Source organism: Gemmatimonadota bacterium, from assembly GCA_009692115.1.
Taxonomy (GTDB): Bacteria; Gemmatimonadota; Gemmatimonadetes; order Gemmatimonadales; family GWC2-71-9; genus SHZU01.
In genome coordinates this window covers 56896-83250 of the sequence record SHZU01000004.1, presented here as the reverse complement: position 1 = coordinate 83250, position 26355 = coordinate 56896, and the positions used below count along the sequence as shown (strand labels likewise).

The following is a 26355-nucleotide window of genomic DNA, read 5'->3' as shown; positions in this document are numbered from 1 at the left end:
GGGAATCCGATCCGAAGTGTACGTTCTTCGCTTCCTTCTGCAAGCGGCAATCGCCCACTTCGCAATGACCCATTCAGTCCAACAGCACCTCCGGCTCGAAATCGGGGCCTACGACGAGACGATCCGCCGGTTCCTGCCCCGGTACGACGAGATGCTCGACCAAGCGGCCGCCGCCGTGGCCCTCGCCCAACCGGATCGGGTCATTGATCTGGGCGCCGGCACCGGGAGCTTGGCCGAGCGGGTGCTCGACCGGACCAACGCCGCGGTGGTGGAGCTCTGGGACGTGGATGATGCGATGCTGGCCGTGGCTCGAACCAGGCTGGCCCGGTTCGGCGCCAGGGCAGCGCCGGTTCACCGGTCGTTCGACGAGCCGTTTCCGCCGGCTGACGCCATCATGGGCTCGCTGTCGCTGCACCACATCCGGAACCTCGAAGCAAAGTCCGGGCTGTATACGCGGGCGGCAGCGGCGCTCCGGCGGGGTGGCGTGTTGGTCACCGCCGACATCACGATTCCGCGGGAAGCCCCGCGTAATGCCGCCACCTACCGGTTCTGGGCCGACCAATTGGTGGCCGCGGGGATCGAGGAGCGCCGGGCCTGGCAGCACTTTGAGGAGTGGTCCGGCGAAGACCGCTATTTCTCACTCGACGAGGAGATCGGAGCCATGGAAGCAGCCGGACTCGAGGCCCGCTGCCAGTGGAGTTTTGGCCCGTCCACCGTGCTGGTGGGGACCCGGCAATGAACCGGACCCTGAGTTTCGAAGTTCCCGAGGTGGCGCTGGAGACCGTGCGAGCGGGTGTCGCGAAGGCGTTTGGCCTGACGGGAGAGTTTTCAGCGTTGCCGGGTGAGCGGGATCGGAACTACCGGCTCGACGCCACCGACGGCGGGCGATACGTCGTCAAGGTTGCCAACCGACTCGAGGACCCCGGGGTCCTCGACCTCCAGAACGCGGCGTTGATTCGGATTGCCGATCACGAACCCGGGTTGGCGTTGCCGACCGTGGTGCCGTCGCTCGAAGGGCGGTCATTGGTCACCCTGGAGGCCGAGGGTGGGCCTTACCTGATGCGGGTGTTGACGTGGGTGACGGGAGCTCCCTTGGCCGAGGTTCGGCCCCGAACCCGAGAGCAGCTTCGCGGACTCGGTGAGCTCCTGGCGCGGATGCATCGCGGGCTCGAAGGGTTCGACCATCCCTCGGCCCGACGGGCCCTCAAGTGGGACCTTGGCGGGGCGCACTGGATCGCAGGCCATTTCGGCCTGCTGGACCAGACCAATCGGCGGGGGCTCGCCGAGCGGCTCTACCGGCCGTTCAAGGAGCAGGTCCTGCCGCACTGGGACACCTTGCCCAGCCGAGTCATCTTCGGTGACGCCAACGACCACAACGTCTTGATCGACGGCCGGTCAGTCGGGCTCATCGATTTTGGCGATATGGTGTGGTCGGCCACGGTGGCGGACGTCGCGATCGCGGCCGCGTACGGGATGCTCGACATTGACGATCCGCTGGCCGGTGCGGCCGCTTTGGTCGAAGGCTATACCGCGGTCCGTCCTCTCACCGACCGGGAACTCGACGCCCTCTATCCTTCGATCCTGGCCCGGCTGGTGGTGAGCGTCGTGAACTCGGCGCTCCAGCGGGCCACGACGCCGGACCACGACTACCTCTTCGTCAGCGAAGCCCCGATTTGGCGGCTCCTCGACCGGCTCGGGGCCACCCATCCCCGTCTGGCCACCTACCGGTTGCGCGCCGCGGCCGGCCGGGAGCCGTGTCCAGGCAGCCACCGGGTGAGCCGGTGGATCACCGATCACGAGGCCGGGTTCATTCCGATCATCGGGACCGACCCCGGCATCCTGCCACCCCGCGTCGATCTCTCGATCGGCAGTGAATTCCTCGACGACTTCCGCCTGATCGACGACGATGCCGCGCTGGAGCGGCGGATCAACTGGCTCCGACAATCGGTGGGCGCCCGGGTCGCGATCGGCGAGTACGACGAGGCCCGGCTGCTCTACACCAGCGAATTGTTCCGGACCGAGGGATTCGACGGACCGGAATGGCGGACGGTCCACATTGGCCTCGATCTCTTCGCGGAGGCCGGCTGTCCGGTGCGAACTCCGATCGCGGGGCGGGTCAAGAGCGTCCGGCACAACGCGGGGCCCCGGGACTACGGCCCGACGGTGGTGGTGGAACACCACGTCACCGACCATGAGGGGTTGCCACTCACCTTCTACACGCTCTACGGTCACCTCGATCTCGAGACGCTGGCCAGTCTTCATCCCGGCCAACCGCTCCAGGCCGGAGCGACCGTGGGCCGGTTAGGCGCCGCCTCGATCAACGGCGGCTGGCCCCCGCACGTTCATTTTCAAGTCGTGGTCGATCTCCTCGACCGTTCTGGGGAGTTCCCCGGGGTGGCCCGGCCAAGCGAGCGGGAGGTTTGGACCAGCCTGTCACCCGCGCCGCATCGGCTGGCCGGGGTGCCCAACACCCGGACGAAACCCCTCCTCGACGGGGTCGCCATCCTCGACCGGCGGGCACGCGTGTTGGGGGGCAACCTCAGTGTTTCGTACCGGCGGCCGCTGCACATCGTCCGCGGCTGGATGCAGCACCTCTACGATACCGAGGGCCGGCGCTATCTCGATGCCGTCAACAACGTGCCCCATGTCGGGCATTCCCACCCGCGGGTGGTCCGGGCCGGACAGCGGCAGATGGCAGTGCTCAACACCAACACCCGGTATCTCCACGAAACGGTGGTCCGCTACGCGGAGCGACTCGGTCAGTTGTTGCCGGACCCCCTGCGGGTGTGCTTCTTCGTGAACTCGGGTACCGAGGCCAATGAACTGGCTCTTCGGCTGGCCTCAACCCACACCGGCCGGCGCGGCACGATCGTGGTCGACAGCGCCTATCACGGCAACACCGCGACCCTGGTAGGCCTGAGCCCGTACAAATGCGAGGGCGCCGGCGGTCATGGCTTGGCACCCTTTGCCCGCAAAGTGGCCCTGCCGGATCGCTACCGGGGCCGCTTCCGCGGCGAGGATCCCGGATTGGGCGAGCGATATGCCGCGTTGGTCGAGGCCGAGATCGCCGACCTCGAGCGATCGGGGCATCCGATAGCGGCCTTTATGGCCGAATCGATTCTCAGCTGCGGCGGGCAGATCGTGCTGCCGCCCGGCTATTTGGCCGGCGTCTACCGGCGGGTGCGGCGGGCCGGCGGGGTCGCGATTGCCGACGAGGTCCAAGTTGGGTTTGGGCGGGTCGGCAGTCACTTCTGGGGATTCGAAACCCAGAACGTGGTGCCGGACATCGTCGTCATGGGGAAGCCGGCCGGCAACGGGCACCCGTTAGGCATCGTCGTCACCACCCCGGAGATCGCCCGTTCGTTCGCTAACGGGATGGAGTTCTTCAGCACCTTCGGCGGGAACCCGGTGTCGGCCGCCATTGGGCTGGCGGTCCTCGACGTCATTTTCGATGAAGACCTCCAGGCCCGGGCGCTCGCCACCGGTCATCGGCTCCTGACCGGACTCAAGGGGCTGGTCGACCGGCACCCCGCCGCGGGAGACGCCCGGGGTCTCGGTCTCTTCGTCGGCCTCGAATTGGTCACCGACCGGGAGACCAGAACCCCCGACCCGGAGGCCGCGACCTACCTGTCCAACCGGATGCGCGATCGCGGGTTTCTGATCAGCACCGATGGTCCGGACCACAACGTCCTCAAGATCAAGCCGCCGCTCTGCTTCTCGGCCGAGGATGCCGACGCCCTGGTCGACGGACTCGATCAAGTCCTCGGTGAAGACGCGATCGCCTCGAGGAGTCGGTCGATGTGACCGGCCGTGTTGTAACAATGAGGCGACACCCGGATCCCGTCGCCCCGACGGGCGACGATAATTTCTCGGGCGGCAAGGTCGCCGACTAAGGACGCATCTCGGGAGGGGTTCCCGGTCGTGATGGAAACGATCGACGATCGGTGCGCGGGGTCGGTGCTGGAACGGACGACCACACCGGCCGCCCCGGCCCCGGCGATCAGGCGGTCGATCAACCGGCCGGTGTGGCCCGCGATGGTACCGACCCCCAATTCGAGCAGGAGGTCGACCGACTGTTCGAGCGCGATCAAGATTGGATCGGGCCGGCCTCCAACCAAGAACCGCCCCGCCCCCGCGGCCCATTCAAGTTTCGGTTCGTCGTGCACCGACGTGGCCATGCTGGTCCAGCCGGCCCGGTCGGGGACCAGGGTGGCGAGCGCCGCCGGGCCGACATAGAGCACCGCCGCGCCCGGAATTCCCATCAGCCATTTGTAGGTGCCGGCGACGAGGACATCCACACCGCCGGCGGTGGCATCGATCGGCACCGCGCCGGCGCTCTGAATCGCATCGACGATTGAGAGGGCACCAACCGCCCGGCATTCCTCGGCCAGGCGGGCCAAGTCGATCCGGTGGCCGGATTGCCAATGGACATGACTCACGACGACGGCCCGGGTCCGGCGGTCGGCGTGGGCAAACAACGAACCTAACGCTAGGTGACCTCCGACCGGCGCCTGCCGGACCTCGACTCCCCGGCGGGCCAGGTTCTGGCACGCATAGAGAACCCCGGGAAACTCGTTGGCCGGGACCAGCACGTTGTCGCCGGGCGCCCAGGTGATGCTGTTGAGGATGCCCGACACGCCGTCGGTGGTGGTCGGGGCAAACCCGACCGATCCAGTCGGAGCACCGAGGAGCCGGCCGAGTTTGGCCTCGAGCGGCCGGCAATCGTAGTCTTGCCGCCCGGTCTGATAGAGGTGGACGAGCCGTTCGCGGTCCTCGACATATCGCCTGAGGGCGTCGGCGGACCGACGGGGTAACGGCGAGGAGGCCGCATGGTTCAGGTAGGCGGCGGAACCGACGATCGGGAATTCCCCGTCAAGGCCGAGCAAAGTTGTCGTCACCCCCATAGTTTAGCTCCAGAATGCTCCACCGCGTCAGGGTTTGCCTCAAGATCTTCGGGTTCTGGCTGCTCTACTCCTGGGTGGCCAGAGCGCTCTTTCTCGGGTATCACGCCGACCGGGCGGCAACCCTCTCACTCACCGACCTGCTGGGCACCTTCGGATCCGGGCTCCGGCTCGACCTCTCCGCGGCGGCCTATCTGACGGCGGTCCCGGCAACCCTCCTGGTTGCCTCGCCGATTCGGGTGCTGCTCCCCTGGACCCGAAGGGCGATCGTCGCCTGGATCGTGGTCGCGGTGGTGGCGTTGTCGGTGCTGGTGGCGGCCGATCTCGGGCTCTTTGGTCAGTGGGACAAGCGAATCGACGCTTCCGTGCTCTGGTATCTGGCCACACCAGCGGAGGCGTGGGCCTCGACCGGGGGCGCCCCGCGCCTGTTGCTCGTGACGATTGCCGTTGTCTTGGCCACCGCCGCGGTCGTGGCCTGCCGTCGGTTCGTGGGCCGTGACCTCGACCGCCTCGCACCGGCTTCGGTCTGGCTGGCCGGCCCGCTGGTGCTGTTGCTCGGCGTCTTGGTCATTCCAGCGCGCGGCGGAATCCAGACCTGGCCGTTGACGGGCAGCAGCGCGTACCGGTCCGCCGACCCGTTCGTCAATCGATCCGCGGAAAACGCACCGTGGGGCTTCTTCGACTCGGTGTACCGGGGGCTTTACGACCGGACCAATCCGTTCGTGACCATCGACCCGACAGAGGCCGCCCGGGTCGCGGCCCGGCCGACGGGTGGCGGCCCGACCGGGCTCCTGACGACCCCGCGGCCGAACGTGCTGATCATTCTCTGGGAGAGCGCGAGCGCCAGCGCGTTTGAGTCGTTAGGTGGACAGCCCGGTATCACGCCCCGCACCGACAGCCTGACCCGGCAGGGGTTGTTGTTCCGCCGGATGTATGCGGCCGGCGATCGCACCGACAAGGGCGTCGCCGCGGTGCTGAGCGGCTTTCCCGGCCTGCCCCGCGGTTCGATCCTCGAAGTGAAAGACAAGACGCGAGCGTTGCCGTTCCTCAATGCAGACTTCGAGGCGGTCGGGTACCGATCGTCGTTCTATTATGGCGGGGAACTCGAGTTCGCCTCGCTCAAGGCCTATTTGGTGAACGCCGGATACCAGCGGGTCGTCGGCAAAGACGATTTTGCGCCCGCCAGCTGGCTCTCCAAATGGGGCGCCCACGACGGGGCGGTCGCCGACCGGGTCTTGGCTGACCTCAACCACGAGAGGAAGCCGTTTTTTTCCGTCTGGCTCACCTTGTCAAGCCACGAGCCGTTCGAGACGCCCGACCCCCCTCGCATCGCCGGCACCGACTGGCAAAGCCGGTATTTCAACTCGATGGCCTATACCGACCAAGTGATCGGCCGTTTCATCGATCAGGCGCGGGCCAGCCCGTGGTGGAGCCGGACCTTGGTGGTCATCGTCGCCGACCACGGGCGGCGAGTCGTTCCGCTCGAGGATGCGCGACCCGAGCGTGACGACCACGCCAAGTTCAGGATTCCCATGCTCTGGCTCGGCGGCGCCCTGGCGGTCGCCGACTCGGTGTCCGATCGAGTCGGGTCGCAAACCGATATCGCCCCGACGTTGATCGGCGCGGCCGGGCTCACGCCGCGGCGTCCCTATCCGTACGGCGGTTCGCTGATCGACCCCAATCCGGCACCCTTTGCTTACTACGGCTTCGAAACCGGTTTTGGCCTCGTAACCGACAGGGGAGCTCTGATGTACGACCATTTGGCCCGCCGACTGATCTCGACCCGGGGCTCGACAACCGATCGCGATCTCGCGCTCGGCCGGGCGTTGTCGCAATTGACCTATCAGGAGTATCTCGACCGATGACCGAGCCGCTCTGTGATCTAACCGCGATTGAGCTTCGCAACCGGATCGCCCGCCGCGAACTCTCAGCGCGAGACGTGATGGCCGCTCACCTCGCCCGGATCGAACGGACCAATCCGGACCTGAATGCGATCGTGACCCTCGTGGCCGAGTCGGCGATGACGGCGGCCGCCTTGGCGGACGAACGGCAAGCTCGGGACGAGCCCCTGGGGTTGTTGCACGGACTGCCGGTGGCTCACAAGGACTTGTTCGACACCCGCGGGATCCGCACGACCTATGGCTCGCCACTCTACGCGACCCAGATCCCGGCGGCGGACGCGTTGATCGTCGAGCGTTTGAAGGCGGCCGGCGCCATTTCGGTCGGCAAGACCAACACGCCGGAATGGGGAGCCGGGTCTCACACCTTCAATCCGGTGTTCGGCGCCACCCGGAATCCGTACGATCGGACCAAGACCTGCGGCGGTTCAAGCGGCGGCTCAGCCGTCGCGCTCGCGGCGGGCATGGTCCCGATCGCCGATGGCAGCGACATGGGGGGATCGCTCCGGAACCCGGCCGCGTTCTGCAACGTGGTGGGGCTCCGGCCATCGCCGGGGCGGGTGCCGAGTTGGCCCGACCGCCTGGCCGGTTTGGGGCTCGGCGTTCCCGGGCCGATGGCCCGAACTGCGGCCGACACGGCCTTGATGCTGGCGGCCATTGCAGGCCCGGACCCCCGGTCGCCGATTGCGCTGGAGGCACCGGGATCGCGGTTCGCGGAGCCGTTAGGCAGGGATTGGCACGGGGTCCGAATTGCCTGGGCGCCCCGGTTTGGGGGATTGCCCTACGAACCGGAGATTCCCGCCCAGATCGAGGCCCAACGACCCCGATTCGAGGCCTTGGGATGCGTGGTCGAGGAGGCCGAGCCGAATGTCGACGAGGCCGACGACGTGTTCAAGACCCTGCGGGCGTGGCACTTCGCCACCACCCATCACGACGCCTGGGCCCGGCACAAGGCCGAGTTGAAGGACACCGTGGCCTGGAACATCGAGCGGGGCCTGGCCTTATCGGGGCCGGACCTCGGCCGGGCTGAGCTCCAGCGAACGACCCTCTACCACCGGGTTCGGAAGTTTTTCGAACGGTACGATTTCCTGGTCTTGCCGGTCACCCAGGTCATGCCGTTCGACATCGAGACCGAGTACCCCCGGGAGATCGCCGGGGTTCCGATGACCACGTATATCGACTGGATGAAGTCCTGTTACTTGATTTCGGCCACCGGATGTCCGGCAATTTCGGTCCCGGCGGGTTTCGGGCCGGGCGGGCACCCGATCGGCCTCCAGATCGTCGGCCGGCACCGGGATGATTTCGGGGTATTGCAACTGGCCCATGCCTTTGGGGAAGCGCGGACTTAGTTTTCACCATTCTCTAGCTGGGTGGTTCAATGTCGAGCACCACAGCATCCCACAACCCGATGCTCCGCCGCATCGAGGCCTCGGCCGGGGCCGTCGCATCCGCCGTTCCCATGACCGTGGCCGGTACGGTCCGGAAGACCGCGATCCTCCTTGGATTGGTGGTGGCAACCGGCGCCGCGGCGTGGTGGTCGTTGGGCACCGGCCGTTTCCCGGTCGAGATGCTCATGCCGGCGATGATCGGTTCGGTGGTGGTGGGCTTGGGTTTGAGCCTGCTGGTAGCCTTTCGGCCACTGACGGCGAGCTGGGCCGGGCCGCTCTATGCGGTGTGCCAAGGGACCGCCCTCGGCCTGATTTCGGCCGCCATCAACACTCAGTACAAGGGACTGCCGATGCTGGCGGTGGGGCTCACGACCGGAACGTTCTGGGTCATGCTGGGTGCCTACCGAACCGGCCTGATCAAGGTCACCGACCGGTTCAAGGCTATCGTCGTCGGACTGACCGGCGGCGTCTTCGTGTTCTACCTGATTTCGCTCGGGGTCCAGTTCTTCGGGGGTTACACCATTCCGTTCCTGGTCGAGAGTGGTCCCCTCGGCATCGGGTTCAGTCTGTTCGTCACCGGCCTGGCGGCCGTGAACTTGCTGCTCGACTTCCGTTCGATTGAAGACGGGGTCGCCGCCGGGGCTCCGGCGGCGTATGAGTGGGCGTTTGCAACGGCGGTCACGGTCACGCTGGTCTGGCTCTATCTCGAGATCCTCCGCCTGCTCCGCAAGCTGCGACGTTAGGCAGGACTCGAGGCTTCCCCCGCGAGCCGCCCGGCCGCGGGGGCCGGCCTGGTATTGATGAAGCGGGCCAGCTCCCGGTCCGGAAACGCCCGCCGGTACTCGGCGTTCCATCCTTCGGTAAACCGCTCGACCCCGCTCACCGGAACCATGGCCCAGACGCTCCCGCCGAACCCGGCGCCAAAGGCCGAGGCGGCCACCGCGCCCAGCCGCCGGGCTGACTCGACCAACTCGATCGTTTCCGGAATCTGGTTTTCGAGCCCGAGTTCCGCGCCGTGCTGCGACGCGGCCACCAGTTCACCGAGCCGGCCGAACTGCCCCTTGGCGAGCGCGTCGACCACGCCGGGAATCAGCCACCGGCACTCGGTGGTGAGTTGGGTCAGTCGCCGGGCGAGGCGGAGGGCGTCGGCCGGATCGGCGCCGGCCCCGGCCGGCAAGCCCGCGACAGAGCCCTCGATGATGGCCCGTCCCAACGTCGAGTGAGAGTCGGGCCCCACCACCAGCACCCGGAGCCGCTCCGTCATCCGGGCCAAGTCGTTGTAGTGCTCCAACGCGGGCCCGGTCTTTTCCGCCGCGACCCCGCTCGAGGCGATCACGAACCGGAAACTGTCAGGCCAGGCCACCCGCTTCTCGACCATGACCGGATCAAAGCGAACCTGAGTCAGGGCATTCTCTGTGGAGCAAAGAATCGACGTGTGGTCCTGGTTCCCGCCCACCGTCCCAACGCCGGCGGTGGCACCAAACGCTCGAAAGGGGCGGCCGTTTTCAACCGCCCCGAGATAGCCGGCCAGGTCCTCTAGTGAGGCAATGTTGGCCCGGTATGCTTCAGTCGCTTCCAACTGAAAAAGGTCGATGGCGGCCAACGCGACGGCGACCACGAGGGCCGAGGAACTGCTGACCCCCGCGGCGATAGGGATGTCACCGGCAAAGGCGAGATCAAACCCGCTGACTCTCGGGCCAAAATCCCGGACCAGACGGGACACGACCGTCATCGGATAGTTGGCCCAATCGCCTCGGGGAGGAACCAGTGCGGGTGCAGCCGGAAATTCCCGGACTTCCTGGGCCACGGCATCAATGATCCGAACGGTACCATCGGCGCGGGGGGCCGCTCCAACCGCGAAGCCTTGCTCGGTGGCGCAGACCAAACTCCGGCCGCCGGCATAGTCGGTGTGCTTGCCCAGGACCTCGATCCGGCCCGGCACATGATACCAATTGCGGCCCTGGAACCCGGCCGACCGGGTCATCGTGAACAGCGGGAGGCGCCGCGCCACCTCGGCGGCATCGAATCCGTGGCAGGTGAGGGACGCCCGGAGAGACATCAGAGGTGAACCTCTCGGTCCCGGAGCCGATCCGTGACCGCGGCAATGTCGGCGCGGCTCGACAGGTCGAGCACGCCCCCGGCAAACGGAACCACTTGGAATCGTTCCCCGAACCGGGCCATCGCGATCATGACGGCGTCCTGCAGTTCCAATTCACCGCGGGGCGACGGGGTAACGAGCTGGCAGGCATCGAAGATCTTGGGGCCGAAACGCCAGGAGTTCATTGAGACTCGGCACTCGGCACTCGGCGCTCGGCGCTCGGCGGGTGGTTTTTCGAGGATGTCGGAGAGGAAGGTGTCGGGGGTAGTTTGGATTTGGGCGAATTGGGCGATTCGCCGGGGGTCGATGTTGCTCTCGGCGATCAAGGCTTCGGCGGCATAGCCGATGAGGCCTGGGGCACCTAATGATACGAGGGCGGACAGGGCGGCGACCGGGTAGATGTTGTCCGAGTTGACGACCAGGAACGGGTCTTGACCGACAAAAGCGGCGGCGGCGAGGACGGCGTCGGCGGTGCCTTGGGGCTTGGCCTGAATGGCGAAGGTGAGGGTCAGGCGGATGGGACGGATGGTGTCGCGGTAGCGATGGACGATGGGGTCGTGCTCGGGGCCAACCACTAGGCAGACCTGTTCGATCCCGGCGTCGGCCAGGCTCGACAGGGCGTAGTCGAGCAGCGGGCGCCCGACCGACACCAGGCCTTTGAGGCCTTGGTTTGCGATGAGGTCCTGGTCCGGTGTCAGGACGACGTCAGGGGTCGGGCGGCGCATCCGACTGCCGAGTCCGCGGGCCAAGACGACCGCCTTCGTTGCCCTCATGCGGGGATTGTCCAATCGACGAGAAGCAGTGGCAACTGAGAACCGGGGAGAGCCGATCAGAAGCTAGATAGCCGACTAGATTTGAGCCATGGGTTCTTCCCCCGTCACCGTAACGGTCATCGACTCCACCGTCGGCCCGTTGACCGCCGGCGTGACGGACGCGGGGCTGGTGTTGCTCGAATTCAGCGACCCCGCGCGGCTCGATCCCCAACTGGCCGCCCTGCGGCGATTATTCGGAGCGACCGAGTTCGGCCGCCATTCGATGCTCGACCGGATCACCGCCGAACTGGCGGAGTACTTCGCGGGAACCCGGCGCCGGTTCGAGATCCCCTTGGTGATCCGGGGGACCCCCTCATGATTCCCTGCCACCGGGTCATCGAACGGGCGGGCGGGCTCCGGGGATACGGAGGCGGGCTCGAGCGAAAGAAGGTTCTCCTCGATCTCGAGCTCGGACGTTAGGCGGATCGGAGCCATGGAAGTCCATGTCCTGCTCAACCCCGCGAGCGGCGATGGCCGGGGCCGGAGGCGGTGGCGGGAGCTCGGGCCGGCGGTCCGGGAGATCTTCCCCGCGCTCCAGGTTCACGAAAGCCGAGCCGCGGGCGACCTCCGGCGAATCGCGGCCGAGCTCCGCCGTCACGACGGGCTGGTCTTGGCGGCCGGCGGGGACGGAACCTCGCACGAGGTCTTGAACGGCCTACTGGAGGACGGACCCGCCGTGGCGACGATGGGGTGGATTCCGATCGGATCGGGCAACGACTTGGCGCGAACGATGGGCGTTCCGCGGACCGGAACGGGTCCGGTTGCCGCCTACCGGAGCTATCGGCCGGTCGCGATCGATGTCGGCCGCCTCGAATATCGCGATGCGGACGGACGAGCGCGGAGCGTCTGGTTCGGCAACTCGTTCACCCTCGGGGTCAGCGCCGACGTCCTCGGGATCGTGGTCCGGGAAGGGAAACGGCTCGGCGGCCCCCTCAGCTATTGCCTTGGCGCCCTTCGCGCCATGGCTCGCCACCACGCAATCGGGGCCCGGTTCACGATTGATAATGACACCGTCGATCCGGGGCCGTGCCGACTGATCTCGGTCACCAACGGCCCGACCTTCGGTGCCGGGATGCGGATTTCGCCGGCGGCCAAGGTCGACGACGGGCACCTCGATCTGGTGTGGTTCAGCCGGGTGTCCCGGCTGGGGATGCTCGGAGTCTTCCCGAAGATCTACTGGGGCGGGCACCTCAACCACCCGGCGGTGACCAGCCGGCCGGTCCAGCGGCTCGAGATTCAGACCGACGGCCCGCAGCATTTCGAGATCGACGGCGAGCTCGGCTTTGGGTTTCCGCCGTTTCGAATCGGGATCGCGCCGCAGGGCCTTCGGGTGGCTAGATTCGGAACGCCATGAACCCCGCAATCGTTCGAGCCGCCCGAGTCGCCTTTGCCGTTCTCGGGGGCGCCGGCTGGTTATCAGCCCAAGAAATCCGGGTCCGGGTTTCTGAGCCCGGCGGGCCGAACCTGGCCGTCGGGGTCCTGGTGTCGCTCGAACGGGCCGATGGGTCCAACGCCGCCCGCGGAGTCACCAGCGATTTCGGCCGGGTCCGGCTGATGGCGCCAGCGGGGTCCTACCTCCTTCGGGTCGAACGGCCCGGTTTTGCCGACACGACCGCCACGGTTGCCGTCACTCCGGTTCTCGACAGCCTAACGATCGGCCACGCGGCCCGCCGGGCCGGATTCCCGACCCGGCTGGTGCCGGTGCCCGCGTCGTGCCGGACTCCCGGCATCACCGAGGCCGTCGCCCTTCACTGGGCCCAGGCCAGGGTGATGCTCCGGACCGTGGAGGCGACCGAAGACCGGGCCGTGACGACCCAAAGCCTGGCCGCCTTCGAACGGGTGGTGTCCGGTTCGCTCAAAATCGAGTCGGAGGAACTCAACACCCTCCTCGACTCAGCCAACCGGCCGGCCCAGACGGCATCACCTGCCGAGCGAGCCCGGGTTGGTTACCTGGTCCGGGCTGAGAACCTCTGGTCCACGCCGGACCTCACGGTATTCCTGTCGCCCGAGTTCACGACCTCTCATTGTTTTGGCATCGTCAGCGGGATCGACAACCGGTCCGGATTCGTCGGCCTCCGCTTCGAGCCGGCGGCATCCGACCGGGTCGACGTGGCCGGGACGATGTGGCTCGATCCGCTCTCTCGAGAGCTCAAGGTCATCGACTATCGGTTCACCGGCGCCCCGGCCGAGTGGCGCCCGGATCGTCTGGGCGGCTCGGCGGAGTTCCATCGGTCGGAAGCCGGATTCTGGGTCACCCGGTTCTGGTACCAACGAACGCCGGTCGTCGATCCGGCCCGCGGGAGGTTTCGCCACTTTCGCGAGGTTGGCGCGGAGGTCGTCGGGGTCACACCCACCGTCGACACGACGGACCGGGTGGCCACCGCCCAGGCGATCGTCGTCCAAGAACGGGCGATCCGCGAACGAGTCGCCCGGATCGAAGGGCAGGTCACCGACACCCTGGGCTATCCGGTGCCGGAGGCCGAAGTCCTGATCATGGGCACGGAGTTCCAGACCCAAAGCGACCGCACCGGCCGGTTCTTCATGGACGGCCTGCCGCCGGGGCTTCAGATCGCACGGGTCCGGAAGGTGGGATACAAGGCCCAGTACTTCACGATCCGGCTGGCGGGGGGCCAGCAGTGGGACGGCAAGATCGCGATTCGCCGGTTGCCTCAGTTCCTCGGGGATATCCTGGTCATCGGGAAGTACGGCAAGCCGCCCCAGTACGCCAACACGGCCAAGTACGATGAGTTCTACCGGAGGCGGTCCAAACGGGTCGGCAAGTTCCTGACCCGCGAAGAGATCGACAAGCTCGCGGCCGGGAGGATTTCCGAACTGCTGCGGGGAATTCCCGGCGTCCGGTCGAGCTTTATCGCGCCGGGAGAGCCCGAGAACGTGTCGTTCCTCAACTGCCCGTCGTTCAACGTGAGTGTCTGGATCGACGGGCAGAAGATGACCGGCAACGTCGGCGAGGTGCTGCCGCTGATCACGCCATCGGACATCGAAGCCATCGAAGTGTACCAGCGGCAGACGTTGATTCCCCCGGAGTACCGGGACAACAGCTGCGGTGCGATCGTGATGTGGACCCGCTAGCGCGACGCGGTCGGGGGTGACGGGGCCCGGTCCAAGCGGCGGCGGACGGCGTCCGCCAGGTCGGCTCTCGTAAAGGGCTTGGCCAACGTCGGGCCGAGGAGCGCATCCTCACCGGCCCCCGGCGGGTGCCGAGCCAGAGGTAGCCGTCGGCGGTTTGGGCCACCGCATTGATCTGGGTTTCCGGTAAACCGGCGTCCCGATCAATGACGCGATGGAAGTATGACTCGAACGAGCTGGCCTGGCCGGACAGGGCCGATGCCGAGCCGACGCTTAGCAGCGCAATCCCAACAAGAACAGCAACTTTCAGCCGCGCACCTCGACGTCGCAAACGGAGTTGTCCTCCTCGTTCGCACTGGATCTTGGGGCCGCATGCCCCTAGACTAGCCTGGTTTTGACCGGCCATTATGCAACTTTCGGGCCCCCCGTCCAATTTGGTCCGAGTTGCCCGAGCAGCCCCAAGCGGCGATCTTGGCGGGCCATGAGCCGACCGTACCTCCTCGCCGATTCCACTTGGGCAACCGTCAAAACCACCCGGTATCAGGTGGCAGTGCTACCGTGGGGAGCCACCGAGGCTCATAACCGGCACCTTCCCTACGCCACCGACACCATCCAATGCGAGGCCATTGCCGCGCTCGCCGCGGGCCGGGCGTCCGAGGCCGGCGCCAAGGTCCTGGTACTCCCGACCGTCCCGTTCGGGGTCCAGTCCGGTCAGCGTGATATTCCGTTCTGTTTGAACCTCAATCCCAGCACGCAAGCCGCGATCCTCCGGGACCTCTTGCCAAGTCTCGAGCAGCACGGGATCGAGAAGCTGGTGATCTTGAACGGGCACGGGGGCAACGATTTTCGGCAGATCATTCGGGAGCTTTCGGCGGGCACTTCGGTCCTGCTGTGTCAGGTCAATTGGTATGCGGTCGTCGATCCCCGACCGTTCTTCGTCGAGCCGGGCGATCACGCCGGTGAACTCGAGACCAGCGTCATGCTGCACCTGGCGCCCGGGTTGGTGCAGCCGCTCAAGACGGCCGGCCCCGGCATCGCCCGGCCATCGGCGATTCAGGCGTTTCGGGAGGGGTGGGCGTGGACCCCGCGGCAATGGACAGCCGTGACCGACGACACCGGGACCGGTAACCCCGCGGCGGCAACCGCACCGAAAGGGGTCCGGTTTGTGGAGGCCGTGACGGAACGATTGGCCGCGTTTCTGGTGGAGCTTGCCGGAACCGCCCGAACGGATTTGTATCTCACCACTCGAGAAGGATGACCGATGTCAGTGTACGACTATACCGCCACGACGATCGATGGGAAGGAACGCTCCATGGCCGACTTCAAGGGCCGGGTGCTGCTGATCGTGAATGTGGCCAGCAAGTGCGGCTTCACACCCCAATACAAGGGACTCGAAGCCCTCTACCGCCGGTACAAGGGCCAGAACTTTTCCGTCCTCGGCTTCCCGTCGGACCAGTTTGCCAATCAAGAGCCGGGAACCGATGCGGAGATCATGCAGTTCTGCGGGACCAAATACGACGTGACGTTCCCGATGTTCGCCAAGATCGACGTCAACGGCGACCAGGCCCATCCGCTCTTTCAGTATCTCAAGTCGGCCCAGAAGGGGATTCTGGGCACCGAATCGATCAAGTGGAACTTCACCAAGTTCCTCGTCGACGCGGACGGCACGGTGCTCGAGCGTTACGCCTCGAAGCAGACGCCCGAGGAGATCGAAGCGGATATCACGCCCCTCCTCGGCTAGTCTCGTCCCAAGCCGAGGGCATCCGCCACCCGGTTGATGTAGTTGAACCAGGACGCGATCAGGGTGATTTGAAGAATGCCTCGGTCATCGAATCCAGCCGCCCGAAGCTGCTCGTGGTGCGAGGGCGTCACCTTGGTGGCGTCCTTGGTGATCTGCACGACGTAATCGACCATCACCCGCTCGGCATCGGTGAGCGGCGCCGTCGTGTAGTCGGCGGTGACCGCGGCGATCAGGCTCTCATCCAGGGTAACCCGACGCAGAAACTCTGCGTGCGAGTCAATTCAATACCGGCACCGATTGGTGACCGACACCATGGTGGCGATCAGTTCGTGGTGACGCCGGCTGAGCGGCAGCTCGGGATCCATCAGCGCCCCGAACGTTGAGAACGCGTGTTTCAACGCCCCCGGAATCAGGCTATGCGACGCGACGATGCCGGAGGTGCCGCCGCCGGTCGGGTGGACCGGGCGGTTGTATTCGGCAGGGTAGAGGCCCATCTGGTCTTCGACGGCGCGTTGGAGTTCGGCGCTCGCTTCGGTCATCGGGACGGTGGTGATCCACATACTTGGCACTCGGCTCTCGGCGCTCGGCGCTCGGCTTAGGGGACGGGGGTGGGAGTGGGGGTGGGGGGGATGATGTGGGTGATGCCGAGTTGGGCGGCGCGGGCGTTGACGGCGGCTAGGTCGCGGTCGATCAGGACGCGGAGCTCGGCGAGGTAGCCGTCGAGTTCCTGGCGCTGGCCGGCGTAGACGTCCTTCATGCCTTGGGTTGGGGCGCCGTCGCCGTCGACGGCCCACATGTAGAGGGGCACGAGCCTCGAGTAGAGGCGGGCTCCGCCTCGGAAGGCTAGGATGTCGTAGGTCACTTCGGCGGCGGGGTTGTGGATCCGGGCCTCGAGGGAGTCGAACTTGGTGATCAGCGCACCGGCCAGACCGACCAGATCTTTCGCGGCGTTGTTGCCGGCGAGCGCAGCGTTCCGATCCCCGAGCTGGGTTCGAAGGTCCTTGAGCTGATTGACCGCGTCAGCCATTCGGTTGAGGGCATCGCGGAGCTCATTGCCGAAGGCCAACTGCGCGTTCCGATCGGCGTCTTTTACCTTGACCCGGGGGTCGGGCCGGAACGTGATCGACGTGGTCTCGGTCACTCCATTGGCGGTCAGGCGGGCCGTGTAGGTTCCCGGTGGCGCCTGCGGAGGAATCGCCGGATCGCCGGTGTCGATCTTCCCGCCTTTGATCCGGCGGGCCCCTTCCATCGAGAAGTCCCACGCCACCCGGTGGAAACCAGCGCCGGTTTCGAGTTCGCCTTTGGGTGCTGACTCGTACTCGCTGTGGTCGTCCTTCAGCTTCGGGACGCTGCTCATCGACCGAACCACGGTCCCCCGGCTATCGAGAATCTGCAGGGTGACGGGAAGCTTGGCCTCGTCCTTCTGGTAGTACGTCAGGACCACGCCGGCCGGGGGATTCTGGCCGGCTTGTCGCTCACCGGTGCCGCCCCGTCGCCGCCAGGCGGTCCCGGCAACCGGAGGGAACAGGTAAAGCGACTTGGCCGCAATGGCATCGGTCCACTGCCGGATCGGGGTCAGGTCATCGAGGATCCAGATCCCCCGGCCGTGGGTCCCGAGCACCAGGTCGTTGTCCTTGACCACGAGGTCGGCGACTTGAACGGTCGGGAGGTTGAGCCGGAGGGGGCGCCAGGTGGCCCCGTCGTCCCACGAGAACATCACGCCCTTTTCGGTACCGAGATAGAGCAATCCTCGCTTGGCGGGGTCCTCCCGGACGGAATGGAGGAAGATGTCGCGGGCGAGCGAGCCGTCGAGTCGGTTCCAGGTGGTGCCGTAGTCGGAGGTCTTGTAGAGGTAGGGCGCGTTGTCGCCCAAGCGGTACTTCTTCACGACCACGTAGGCCGTCGCGGCGTCATGCGGCGAGGGTTCGATGATGCTGACGGTGCCCCACTCGGGGAATCCGGACATGGCGGCGGTCACGTTTTTCCAAGTTTTCCCGCCATCCCGCGTCACCTGGACCAAGCCATCGTCGCTGCCGGTCCAAATCAGTCCCTTTTCCTTGGGCGACTCGGCCACCGCGAAAATGGTCGAGTAGAATTCGACGCCGGTATTGTCTCCGGTAATCGGGCCGCCGGCCCATTGTTGCTTCGACTTGTCGTTCCGGGTCAGGTCGCCGCTGATGGCGGTCCACGATTGGCCGCCGTCGGCGGTCTTGAACAAGACCTGCGCGGCATGATAGATCACGTTCGGATCGTTGGGCGACGGGGCGATCGGCGCCGTCCATTGGAACCGGTACTGGAAATCGGCGGGGCCGTGTCCGCTCGGGTTCTCGGGGTAGGCCGAGACGTTTCGCGATTGGCCGGTCTTGTGATCGTAGTAGGTGATGATGCCGAGGTATTCTCCGGCAAACACGACGTCCGGATCGTCCGCCTTCGACACGATATGACCGGCTTCGCCACCCCCGACGTCATGCCAGAGGCTGGCGCCGATGCCGCCCCGGCTCAGACTATTGCTGGGTCCTTGGGCCGTGCCAAGATCTTGTTGAGCACAAGCGACGTGATATGGGTCGCGGTTATCGGCGGCAATGTGGTAGCACTGGCCAATGGCCGGCCGGACGCCCAACCATGAATCGCCTCCGTTGACACTGATGGCGACGCCGCCGTCGTTGGCCACGATCATCCGCTTGGGGTTGGTCGGGTCGAACCAGAGATCGTGATTGTCTCCGTGGGGAATCCCGTCCACCAACGTGAGGGTCTTGCCGCCGTCAATGGTCTTGACCATCGGAACCTGGGGAAACCAGACCTCGTCGGGGTTCGTCGGGTTCACGGTCAAGGTGGAGTAGTACCAGGCCCGCTGCCGGACCAGACGAGAGGCGCTGATCCGGGTCCAGGAGTCGCCCCCGTTGTCGGACCGGAACAGGCCGCCGCTATCGGCCTCGATCAGGGCATAGACCCGGCGGCCGTCCGACGGCGCCACAGCCACCCCGACTTTGCCCCAGGTTCCGTTAGGCAGTCCGGATCCGGTGAGTTGTTTCCAGGTATCGCCGCCGTCCCGGGACTGGTAGAGCCCGCTCCCGGGACCGCCGCTGGTCATGTCCCACGGATACCGGCGCATTTCCCAGAACCCGGCGTAGAGGATATTGGGATTGCTCGGATCGATCGCGACGTCGGATGCGCCGGCCCGGTCGTCTTTCTTGAGGACCTGCTGCCAGGTGACGCCGCCGTCCCGGGTCCGGTAGACGCCGCGTTCCGGATTGGCCACAAACGCCCGCCCGAGCACCGCGGCATAGGCAATATCAGGATTCCGCGGATGGACGGCCATGGTCCCGATCTGGCCCTCCTGCTTCCACACGTGGCTCCAAGTCTTGCCGGCATCCGTCGACTTGTAGATCCCGTTACCCGGGGTGGTGTTGCCCCGAACATTGGCCTCACCCGACCCGACATAGACGACGTTCCGATCGCTCGGCGCCACGGAGATCGACCCGATCGACGCCGTCGATTGATCGTCGAAGATCGGCGCCCAGCTGATGCCGCCATCGACCGACTTCCACACGCCGCCCGACGCGGTGGCCATGTAGTACGTCGTCGGATCGTCCGGGACACCGACGGCCCGCGATGCCCGCCCGCCGTCGAAGGGGCCCACCGACCGAAACTTGAGGGCCTTGAACGCCGCCGGTTGCTCGAGCGGTGCCGGTACTGGCGGCGGCACGGGAGCCCGGCGGGCTTGGGCCGACACGGTCAGGGGAGCGAGGGCAACCAACAGGACTGGGATCGTGCGGATGAGGTCCATCGAATTACCCTGGAGGAGGTTCATCGGGCAACTAGAGCCGCAACAACGGCCGGGTAAGACAGGTAGCGCCTCCCTCGGCCTTCAGAGACAACTCACGGCCGCGATAGGTCGACACCGTGCACCCTGCGGCTTCGAGCCGGTTCTTAGTGACCGGATTGTCTTCGAGCATCAGGCACTGGCGAGGGGCCAGCGCCAGCACATTGGTGCCCATGGTCCGAAACTCGGAGTCGGGCACTTCGACCAGCCGGATGTTCCGGCGTTCGAGTATTTGAACAAACGAGACCGGCAAGAGACCCGGATAGGCCACTGCCAAGTCGCGGTCGACCATGCTGATCATCGACATCAAGTGGAGGCAGGCATCCGGCCCGGTGTAGTAGGGCAGCTCGACGTTTATGATGGCGACCCCAGCACCGAGCGCGTGCCGGAGCGCGGCCACTCCGGCGTAGTTGGTCCGGTATCCGATGCCGACCGCCAGGGTTTTCTCGTCGATCCACATCAAATCGCCCGACTCGGCCAGGGCATCGCCCTCGAGCCGGGCCACCGTCGGAACGCCGGCTTTCTTGAGGGTCAGCCCGAGGGCCGCTTCTTCGCCGCGGCGGAGCGGCTTGCCCATCCGGAGCTGGATGGCGCCCACATCCGCCACCAGCACCGGGTCGTGGCAGAAGATGGCATCGGCGTGATCGGCCAGCGGTTCATCGTGCCAGATGATCTCGGCGCCGCTTCGCATCAGCGTCTCAACGAACGCCTGATGTTCGGCGCAGGCCGCCACCATCTCCGGGCGGGCGGTGTAATGCCATCGGGCCGGATCGGCGTTGCCGAACGCCTGATCCGGCCGTCTGACGACGACTCGCTTGAGGGGGCCCCACATGGTCTGGCCCCCAAACGACTTGGGCATTGCTACCGGCCGAGCAGCACTTCGGCGCGGACGTCCGAGATGATCACGCCGCTCACGCTGGCGCCGACCGAGTCGACCACCTTGCCGCGAATCAGACCCGCCTGCGCCACCGCACCCGACGCCAAGCTAAGCCACAACCCCGCCGCCAGACCGAATACTCGCCGTGCACTGCTCATCGCTTGTTTCCCCGTTTCGAGGGATTGACCGACCCTTGATGACGATATCGACCTGCTCGAGAGTCGAAATGTCTTGAATCGAAATGTCTTGAATAGGATGCCCGCGGACTGCAACAAGATCGGCCCACTTGCCGACGGCCATCGACCCGACCCGTTCCTCCCACCCCATCGGTCGCGCGGCCTCGATGGTCGCGGACTGGATGGCCTGCATTGGAGTCATGCCGTAGCGTACCATGTACTGGAATTGTTTGGCGTTCTCCCCGTGAGGATATCCGCCGACGTCGGCATCATACCCGATTCTGACGCCCGCCGCTACCGCTTTCCGGGAGGTGGCCCGCTGGGTCTCCGTGGTTTCGTCGTTCTTCCGGAGGGTTTCCTCGGGCCAATGGTCCCGCCGGCCGATGACCTTGATATAGTCACCGTTGTAAATGTCGGCCACCAACCAGGTGCCCCGCTCGGCCATCAGGGCAATGCCCTCGTCATCGAGCAGCGATCCATGCTCGATCGAGCGGACCCCGGCTCGGAGCGCGGCTTCGGAGCACTCCATGGCGCCGACATCGGTGCCCACCGTCAGGACGGCTCCGGTGGCGATCACCTTGATAAAATTGGCTCCCCGACCCAGAATCTCGGCCACCGGAGCCCGAACCTCTTCGGGGCTTGCCGCCGCGCCGAGCCGGAACTCCGGCGGGGCAAAAGCCCCGTTCGGAGGTCCGGTCACCTCCCCGCCGCCGCCGGGCTTGGTCACGCAGGGGCCGGCCACCGCCATGCGCGGCCCCGGCACCTGCCCCTGGTCGATGGCATTCCAGAGTGAGACGTCGATGCCGCCCCGGTAGGTCCCGACATCGCGAACGGTCGTGAAGCCAGCCCGGAGCGTGGCCCCGGCATTGGCCACCTTAGGGCTTGAGTGGCGCTCGGACCGGCCGTCCCGGAATGGCCTTCGCTACGAGCTGGCCGTCGCGAACCACGAAAGTACCGTTGACCAGGACATGCGGAATCCCGGCGGAACGGAGGGTCGGCTCGGCGAAGGTGGCCCGGTCGGCGACGGTGGCGGGGTCGAAGATCGTGATGTCGGCATCGGCGCCGACCGCCAGCCGGCCTTTCCGCGCCATGGCGGGCACCCGGACCTCGAGCCGGCGGGCGGGAAGGATGGTCATCCGGGCCAGCGCATCCATCAAGGTGAGCGCTTGGTTTTCCCGGACGTACCGGCCGAGGATCCTGGCATAGGTCCCGGCCCCGCGGGGATGGCCGGTTTCGTTCACGAACGGCACCCCGTCACTCGCGATCATGATTCCCGGATGGGCGATGGCCTTCGCGACGTTTGCTTCCTTCATCATGTGGATCACGACCCAGCCGCCTTGGCGGCGGTACCGTTCGAAGCTCGCGGCGGTCAGCCGTTCCCCGGTCAGCGGCCAGGCCAGATCGCCGTAGTCGAGCCGGAGGTTGCTCTGCCAGCCGGGATTGAACATCGCGGACTCGAGCCGCGTCGACCCGGCGGTGTAGGGATAAACCTCGGTGGTCACATCCTGGCCGGCGACGCGGACCGAGTCGAGCAGCGCGAGAGCCTCGGAGATATCGCCGAGCGAACTGCTGCCGATGTGAGCCAGGTGGAGACCGGCGCCCGCGGCCCGGGCGGCCCCGATGGCCTCGCGGATGGCCCCGATGCCAAAGGCCCGGGTGTGAACGAAGACCGCCGCCCCCCGATCCGCGGCCACTTTGAACGATCGCTCGATTTCCTCGGCGGTGGCACCCGGCGAGTAATTGACCCCAAAGCCGACACCTAACGCTCCCTCGTCAAGGCCCCGGCCGAGGGCGGCTTCGAGGGCCACGATCTCTGCGTCGGTGGCCGGCTGGTTGGCGCCGGCGGGGAGCGGGCCGAGGCCGGCGGTGGCGCCGGGATTCGTGGGGCCGTGGCCCACTTCGAGGCCGTTGTGAAAGACGAAGACCCGCACGGCCCGGTGCCCGACCGTCGCTCCGTAGTTGAGGGGCGACTTGCCCTCCCGGGAGGCATACCACTTGGCCACCGGAAAGACCCCCGCTTCCATGTCGAGCGCCGTGGTGACGCCGTCCCGGGCCTGGATCTCCATGTCGCCCTGGGTCTGGCCGTGGGCGTGGAGGTCGATGAACCCGGGGGCGACGACCAAGCCGGCCACATCGACAACCTGGGTGCCCCGAAGCGGGTTCGCTGAGATGGCGGCGATGCTGTCGCCGAGGATTCCAACGTGGCGCACCGAGTCGAGGCCGGACGCGGGATCCATGACCCGGCCCCCGGCGAGCACCAAGTCATAGGTGGGCTCCGGGACGCAGCCGCTGAGCCCGAGCACCGCCAGTAATAGGCCGACCGGACTCGGGGCCCGCATTACTTCGGCCAACCCGACTGTGGCAACCGGGAGGTGATCCGGAGCGCGTTGGCAAAGTACACTTTCTTCAAGACGGCGTCCGGCAGATCGATGCCGTAGAGTTTCCAAGTCGCGTGGTACGGCCGATAGTAGTCGAAGTAGTCGTCCCGGGTTTCGAAGACGCGCCAGTAGTACGGATACTCCTCGGGTTGGAAACTGTCCTTGCCGAACAAGATCCGATCCTGGAACTTGACGAAGAAGTCGTGGGCCGCCCGGGGCTGTCGGCCGATGTCGTAGAGCACCGCACCGACCTCGGTGTGCACGTTCGGGAGCTCCTCCATCAGTTTCCCGAGCCGGCCAAGGTCGTTGGCATGCCAGCCCATATGGGCGATGACGAAGGTCGTCTTCGGATGCCGCCGGAGCAGATTGTCGCGTTCCGTCATCAGTTGCTCGAACGCCGGAAACTCGTCCGGCGAATAGCGACGGCTCGAGAACAACGCGAGCTCGAGCCAGCGCTCGTTCTGGTAATCGATGGGCTGCCAGAACTCCTCTGGGTCGGCGGTGTGAATGAACACCGGCAGCTTGAGCCGGGCCGCGGTCTCAAAGATCGGATCGAGCGCCGAGTCGTTGAGGGCAAGACGGGACCCGTCGGCCTTCTTGGACGAGAGGCCGAAGCCCTTGCCAACCTCACCGATGCCCACCGCACCCGCGGCCACGTCCGCTTCGAGCTGCCCCACCGCCCGCTCGGCCCACCCCGGCCCAACATTCCTGAGGTCGATTCCAGTCAGAAAACGAACCCGGTCTTTCATCGCCGCCGACGCCTGAACCAGTGCGACCTGTTTCTTGAGACTCTCGCCGGTCACGTTATTGGCCGCCACGATCAGCCGGACGTTGATCTCATCGAGCGCCGCCCCCAGCTGAACGAGCTCCTCGGCGCTGCCGAGCTGGCTGGTGGGGTGGCCGTGGAAGTCGATGGCCGGATACTTGGCCTTCGGAACCGAGTGCGCCGGCGCTTTCAACGTCGACCGGGGCCGGTAGTCCAAGATGCTCGGCAACGGGAGGGTCGGAGCCTGACAATTGCGCGGCCTGATCTCCGTCATGCCCGGCGGGCAGGATTCACCCGGCTGAATCGTCACGCTCCGGTTCCCGGACCCCGGCTGGGCGGCGAGCGCCGAGCCGGCCAGAACGAAGGTGGCAATCGAAACACCGGGACGGATCATGGCAACTCCGAATAATAAGGACCGGGTAATCTACCATCCCCGGCGGGGATTCCCCGGCTGAAGCGACGAACGGTATCTTAGGTGATCATGCCACCGCTTCCCCTCGACGGGCTGCTCGTCCTCGACCTGAGTCACGCTCTGGCCGGCCCGTATTGCACCATGCTGATGGCCACCTACGGCGCCCGGGTCATCAAGGTCGAAGGCACCGACACCACCGACATGGGACGGACCTGGGGCCCTCCGTTCAGCGGCGCCGACGCGTCGTTTTTTCTGGGCATCAACACCGGGAAAGAGGCCATTGCGATCGACCTCAAAGATCCCCGGGGCGTCGAGCTCTGCCGCGAGTTGATCGCTAAGGCCGACATCCTGATCGAGAACTTCCGGCCCGGCACGATGGACCGCTTCGGGCTCGGCTACGATACGGCCCGGATCATCAATCCGCGGCTGATCTACTGTTCGATCTCGGGTTACGGCCAGACCGGGCCCCGGCGGGACGGACCGGCCATGGACCTGATCCTCCAAGCCGCCTCGGGGCTGATCAGCATGACCGGAACCGAAGCCGGCGATTTGGTACGCTGCGGGCATTCGGTGGCTGACGTGACGGCTGGGATGTTCGCGTTGATCGGGGTTCTGATGGCGCTTCGAACCCGGGACCAGACCGGGCGGGGACAACAGGTGGACGTCGCGATGCTCGACGGGATGATCTCCGCGATGGCGTCGTCATTCGCGAATCTGTTCGGGTCAGGAGTCTCGCCAATCCCCAGGGGCACCGCCTTCGGCACCATTGTTCCCTACGCCTGCTTTCCGACTCAGGACCGCTCCATCGGCATCGCGGTCGCGAGCGAGAAACTCTGGCAGGCATTCGGTCCGGCGCTCGGACGCCCCGATCTCACGGACGATCCCCGGTTTCGCACCAACGCGCTCCGGATCGAGAACCGGTCGGTCCTGGAGTCTCTGATCACCGAGATTTTTCGGCGCCGGCCGGCCGCCGAGTGGCTCGAGATCCTCGACCGCCACGGCGTACCATGCACGTTGGTCAACACCTTGGCGGAGGTGGCGGCTGATCCCCAGCCGGCCGAGCGGGACATGTTTCCCACGGTCGACCATCCGGTCGCCGGCCCAACCAAAGTGACCGGCGCGCCGATCAAGTTCAGCGAAACCAGCGGACGGGTGGGTTCCCCCGCCCCACTCCACCGGCAACACACCCGCGACATCCTTCATGAACTCCTCGGCCGGTCCAGCGCCGACATCGACCGGCTTATCGAACAGGGGGTCGTGGCGGGCTGACGCCGCTACCCGCCTCGGCGAGACTCCGCACTTCATCGGTCGTCAGCATCCGCCAGGCCCCCTTGGCCAAAGCGCCTAACGCCAAGGGGCCGATCGCCACCCGGACCAACCGAAGCACTTCCAACCCGAGCTCGGTCACCAGGCGCCGGATGTGGCGGTTCTTTCCTTCATCGAGAACGATCTCGAGCCAAGCGCTGCTTCGCGAACCAACCCGAAGCAGCGTGACCTGTTTCACGCTGAGCCGTTCGCCGGAGGCCCGCTCGACGACACCCGCCGCCACGGCCGCAACCACGGTCTCATCGATCAGGCCGCGCACTTGCACGTGGTAAGTCTTGTCGACATGGGAGACCGGATCGAGGAGCCGGGCCGACCACCGGGTGTCGTTGGTCAACAGCAAGAGGCCCTCGCTGGCTTTATCGAGCCGGCCGACCGGACCGACGAACGGCAGTGAGTTGTCGGTCAGGCACTGGTAGATGGTGGGGCGGCCTCCCGGGTCGTCGCGAGTGGTGACCAATCCCCGAGGCTTGTTGAGCGCCAGATAGACCCGGTCAACCCGGCCGACCCGCACCCCATCGATGGCAATCACGTCGGTTTCGGGCCGGACCCGGTGCCCGATCTCCCGAACGACCCGGCCGCCCACGGTGACGCGCCCGGCCTCCACCAATCGTTCGCCCTCGGCACGCGAGCACACCCCGAGCTTGGACAGCCCGCGAGCGATGCTGACCGTGC

22 protein-coding genes are annotated in these 26355 nt (G+C 66.4%); 11 read left to right on the top strand and 11 right to left on the bottom strand.

All coding sequences use genetic code 11. The features are described from left to right. Positions 1–64: 64 nt before the first annotated feature. Both EXR94_06215 and EXR94_06210 read left to right on the top strand, forming a co-directional pair. Positions 65–739, top strand: coding sequence for a class I SAM-dependent methyltransferase (locus EXR94_06215; protein MSR02319.1), 675 nt, complete (start codon positions 65–67; stop codon positions 737–739). Beyond that, positions 736–3804, top strand: coding sequence for an aminotransferase class III-fold pyridoxal phosphate-dependent enzyme (locus EXR94_06210; protein MSR02318.1), 3069 nt, complete (start codon positions 736–738; stop codon positions 3802–3804). The genes EXR94_06215 and EXR94_06210 overlap by 4 nt, the downstream gene beginning before the upstream one ends. On the opposite strand, the gene EXR94_06205 is transcribed toward EXR94_06210, so the two are convergent. Further along, a complete protein-coding gene (locus EXR94_06205) occupies positions 3756–4904 on the bottom strand; it encodes an aminotransferase class V-fold PLP-dependent enzyme (GenBank protein ID MSR02317.1) in 1149 nt (382 codons plus the stop codon). The two genes, EXR94_06210 and EXR94_06205, sit on opposite strands and share 49 nt — an antisense overlap. Positions 4905–4918: 14 nt before the next feature. On the opposite strand from EXR94_06205, the gene EXR94_06200 reads away from it, so the two are divergent. Genes EXR94_06200 through EXR94_06190 form a run of 3 tightly spaced genes read left to right on the top strand, consistent with a single transcriptional unit; the run spans position 4919 to position 8930 of the window. Further along, on the top strand, positions 4919–6766 hold the full coding sequence (locus EXR94_06200) for an LTA synthase family protein (GenBank protein MSR02316.1): 1848 nt from the start codon (positions 4919–4921) through the stop codon (positions 6764–6766). Further along, entirely contained in the window at positions 6763–8148 is a 1386-nt protein-coding gene (locus EXR94_06195) for an amidase (protein ID MSR02315.1), read from the top strand. The genes EXR94_06200 and EXR94_06195 overlap by 4 nt, the downstream gene beginning before the upstream one ends. Positions 8149–8177: 29 nt before the next feature. Continuing rightward, the gene (locus EXR94_06190; protein MSR02314.1) at positions 8178–8930 is read left to right on the top strand and encodes a Bax inhibitor-1/YccA family protein; all 753 of its coding nucleotides are present in this window, start codon (positions 8178–8180) and stop codon (positions 8928–8930) included. On the opposite strand, the gene EXR94_06185 is transcribed toward EXR94_06190, so the two are convergent. Beyond that, positions 8927–10246 carry a galactokinase gene (locus tag EXR94_06185; GenBank protein ID MSR02313.1) on the bottom strand — a complete coding sequence of 440 codons (1320 nt, stop codon included), beginning with the start codon at positions 10244–10246 and terminating at the stop codon, positions 8927–8929. The genes EXR94_06190 and EXR94_06185 overlap by 4 nt on opposite strands. Further along, positions 10246–11058, bottom strand: coding sequence for a nucleotidyltransferase family protein (locus EXR94_06180; protein ID MSR02312.1), 813 nt, complete (start codon positions 11056–11058; stop codon positions 10246–10248). The genes EXR94_06185 and EXR94_06180 overlap by 1 nt, the downstream gene beginning before the upstream one ends. Positions 11059–11139: 81 nt before the next feature. Here EXR94_06180 and EXR94_06175 point away from each other — a divergent pair, with 81 nt between their 5' ends. From EXR94_06175 to EXR94_06165, 3 genes are read left to right on the top strand one after another with little or no spacing between them, the layout of a single operon-like run. Then, complete coding sequence (locus EXR94_06175; protein MSR02311.1) at positions 11140–11517, top strand: hypothetical protein; 378 nt, start codon at positions 11140–11142, stop codon at positions 11515–11517. Positions 11518–11530: 13 nt separating this feature from the next. Further along, positions 11531–12451 (top strand): hypothetical protein, encoded by a 921-nt coding sequence (locus EXR94_06170; GenBank protein ID MSR02310.1) that lies wholly within the window; start codon positions 11531–11533, stop codon positions 12449–12451. Continuing rightward, positions 12448–14187 carry a hypothetical protein gene (locus EXR94_06165; protein MSR02309.1) on the top strand — a complete coding sequence of 580 codons (1740 nt, stop codon included), beginning with the start codon at positions 12448–12450 and terminating at the stop codon, positions 14185–14187. Before EXR94_06170 ends, EXR94_06165 begins: the two co-directional genes overlap by 4 nt. Here the strand turns inward: EXR94_06165 and EXR94_06160 are convergent. Continuing rightward, entirely contained in the window at positions 14081–14590 is a 510-nt protein-coding gene (locus EXR94_06160) for a hypothetical protein (protein ID MSR02308.1), read from the bottom strand. The genes EXR94_06165 and EXR94_06160 overlap by 107 nt on opposite strands. 75 nt (positions 14591–14665) lie before the next feature. Here EXR94_06160 and EXR94_06155 point away from each other — a divergent pair, with 75 nt between their 5' ends. Further along, on the top strand, positions 14666–15442 hold the full coding sequence (locus EXR94_06155; protein ID MSR02307.1) for a creatininase family protein: 777 nt from the start codon (positions 14666–14668) through the stop codon (positions 15440–15442). 3 nt (positions 15443–15445) lie between these two features. Then, a complete protein-coding gene (locus EXR94_06150; protein ID MSR02306.1) occupies positions 15446–15925 on the top strand; it encodes a glutathione peroxidase in 480 nt (159 codons plus the stop codon). A 281-nt stretch (positions 15926–16206) separates the two neighbouring features. On the opposite strand, the gene EXR94_06145 is transcribed toward EXR94_06150, so the two are convergent. The 6 genes from EXR94_06145 to EXR94_06120 all read right to left on the bottom strand — a co-directional run bounded on the left by EXR94_06145 (position 16207) and on the right by EXR94_06120 (position 24339). Then, positions 16207–16494: a hypothetical protein gene (locus EXR94_06145; protein ID MSR02305.1), complete on the bottom strand. Its 288-nt coding sequence runs from the start codon at positions 16492–16494 to the stop codon at positions 16207–16209. A 26-nt stretch (positions 16495–16520) separates the two neighbouring features. Next, entirely contained in the window at positions 16521–19736 is a 3216-nt protein-coding gene (locus EXR94_06140; GenBank protein ID MSR02304.1) for a glycosyl hydrolase, read from the bottom strand. Positions 19737–19743: 7 nt separating this feature from the next. Then, complete coding sequence (locus tag EXR94_06135; protein MSR02303.1) at positions 19744–20607, bottom strand: amidinotransferase; 864 nt, start codon at positions 20605–20607, stop codon at positions 19744–19746. A 126-nt stretch (positions 20608–20733) separates the two neighbouring features. Next, the gene (locus tag EXR94_06130; protein MSR02302.1) at positions 20734–21675 is read right to left on the bottom strand and encodes an amidohydrolase family protein; all 942 of its coding nucleotides are present in this window, start codon (positions 21673–21675) and stop codon (positions 20734–20736) included. Position 21676: 1 nt separating this feature from the next. Further along, positions 21677–23140, bottom strand: a complete 1464-nt coding sequence (locus EXR94_06125; GenBank protein MSR02301.1) for a D-glutamate deacylase — start codon at positions 23138–23140, stop codon at positions 21677–21679. Continuing rightward, complete coding sequence (locus EXR94_06120; GenBank protein MSR02300.1) at positions 23140–24339, bottom strand: amidohydrolase; 1200 nt, start codon at positions 24337–24339, stop codon at positions 23140–23142. Before EXR94_06120 ends, EXR94_06125 begins: the two co-directional genes overlap by 1 nt. Positions 24340–24426: 87 nt before the next feature. On the opposite strand from EXR94_06120, the gene EXR94_06115 reads away from it, so the two are divergent. Further along, a complete protein-coding gene (locus tag EXR94_06115) occupies positions 24427–25626 on the top strand; it encodes a CoA transferase (protein MSR02299.1) in 1200 nt (399 codons plus the stop codon). Here the strand turns inward: EXR94_06115 and EXR94_06110 are convergent. Next, on the bottom strand, positions 25598–26344 hold the full coding sequence (locus EXR94_06110) for an rRNA pseudouridine synthase (protein MSR02298.1): 747 nt from the start codon (positions 26342–26344) through the stop codon (positions 25598–25600). The genes EXR94_06115 and EXR94_06110 overlap by 29 nt on opposite strands. Between the last annotated feature and the right edge of the window lie 11 nt (positions 26345–26355).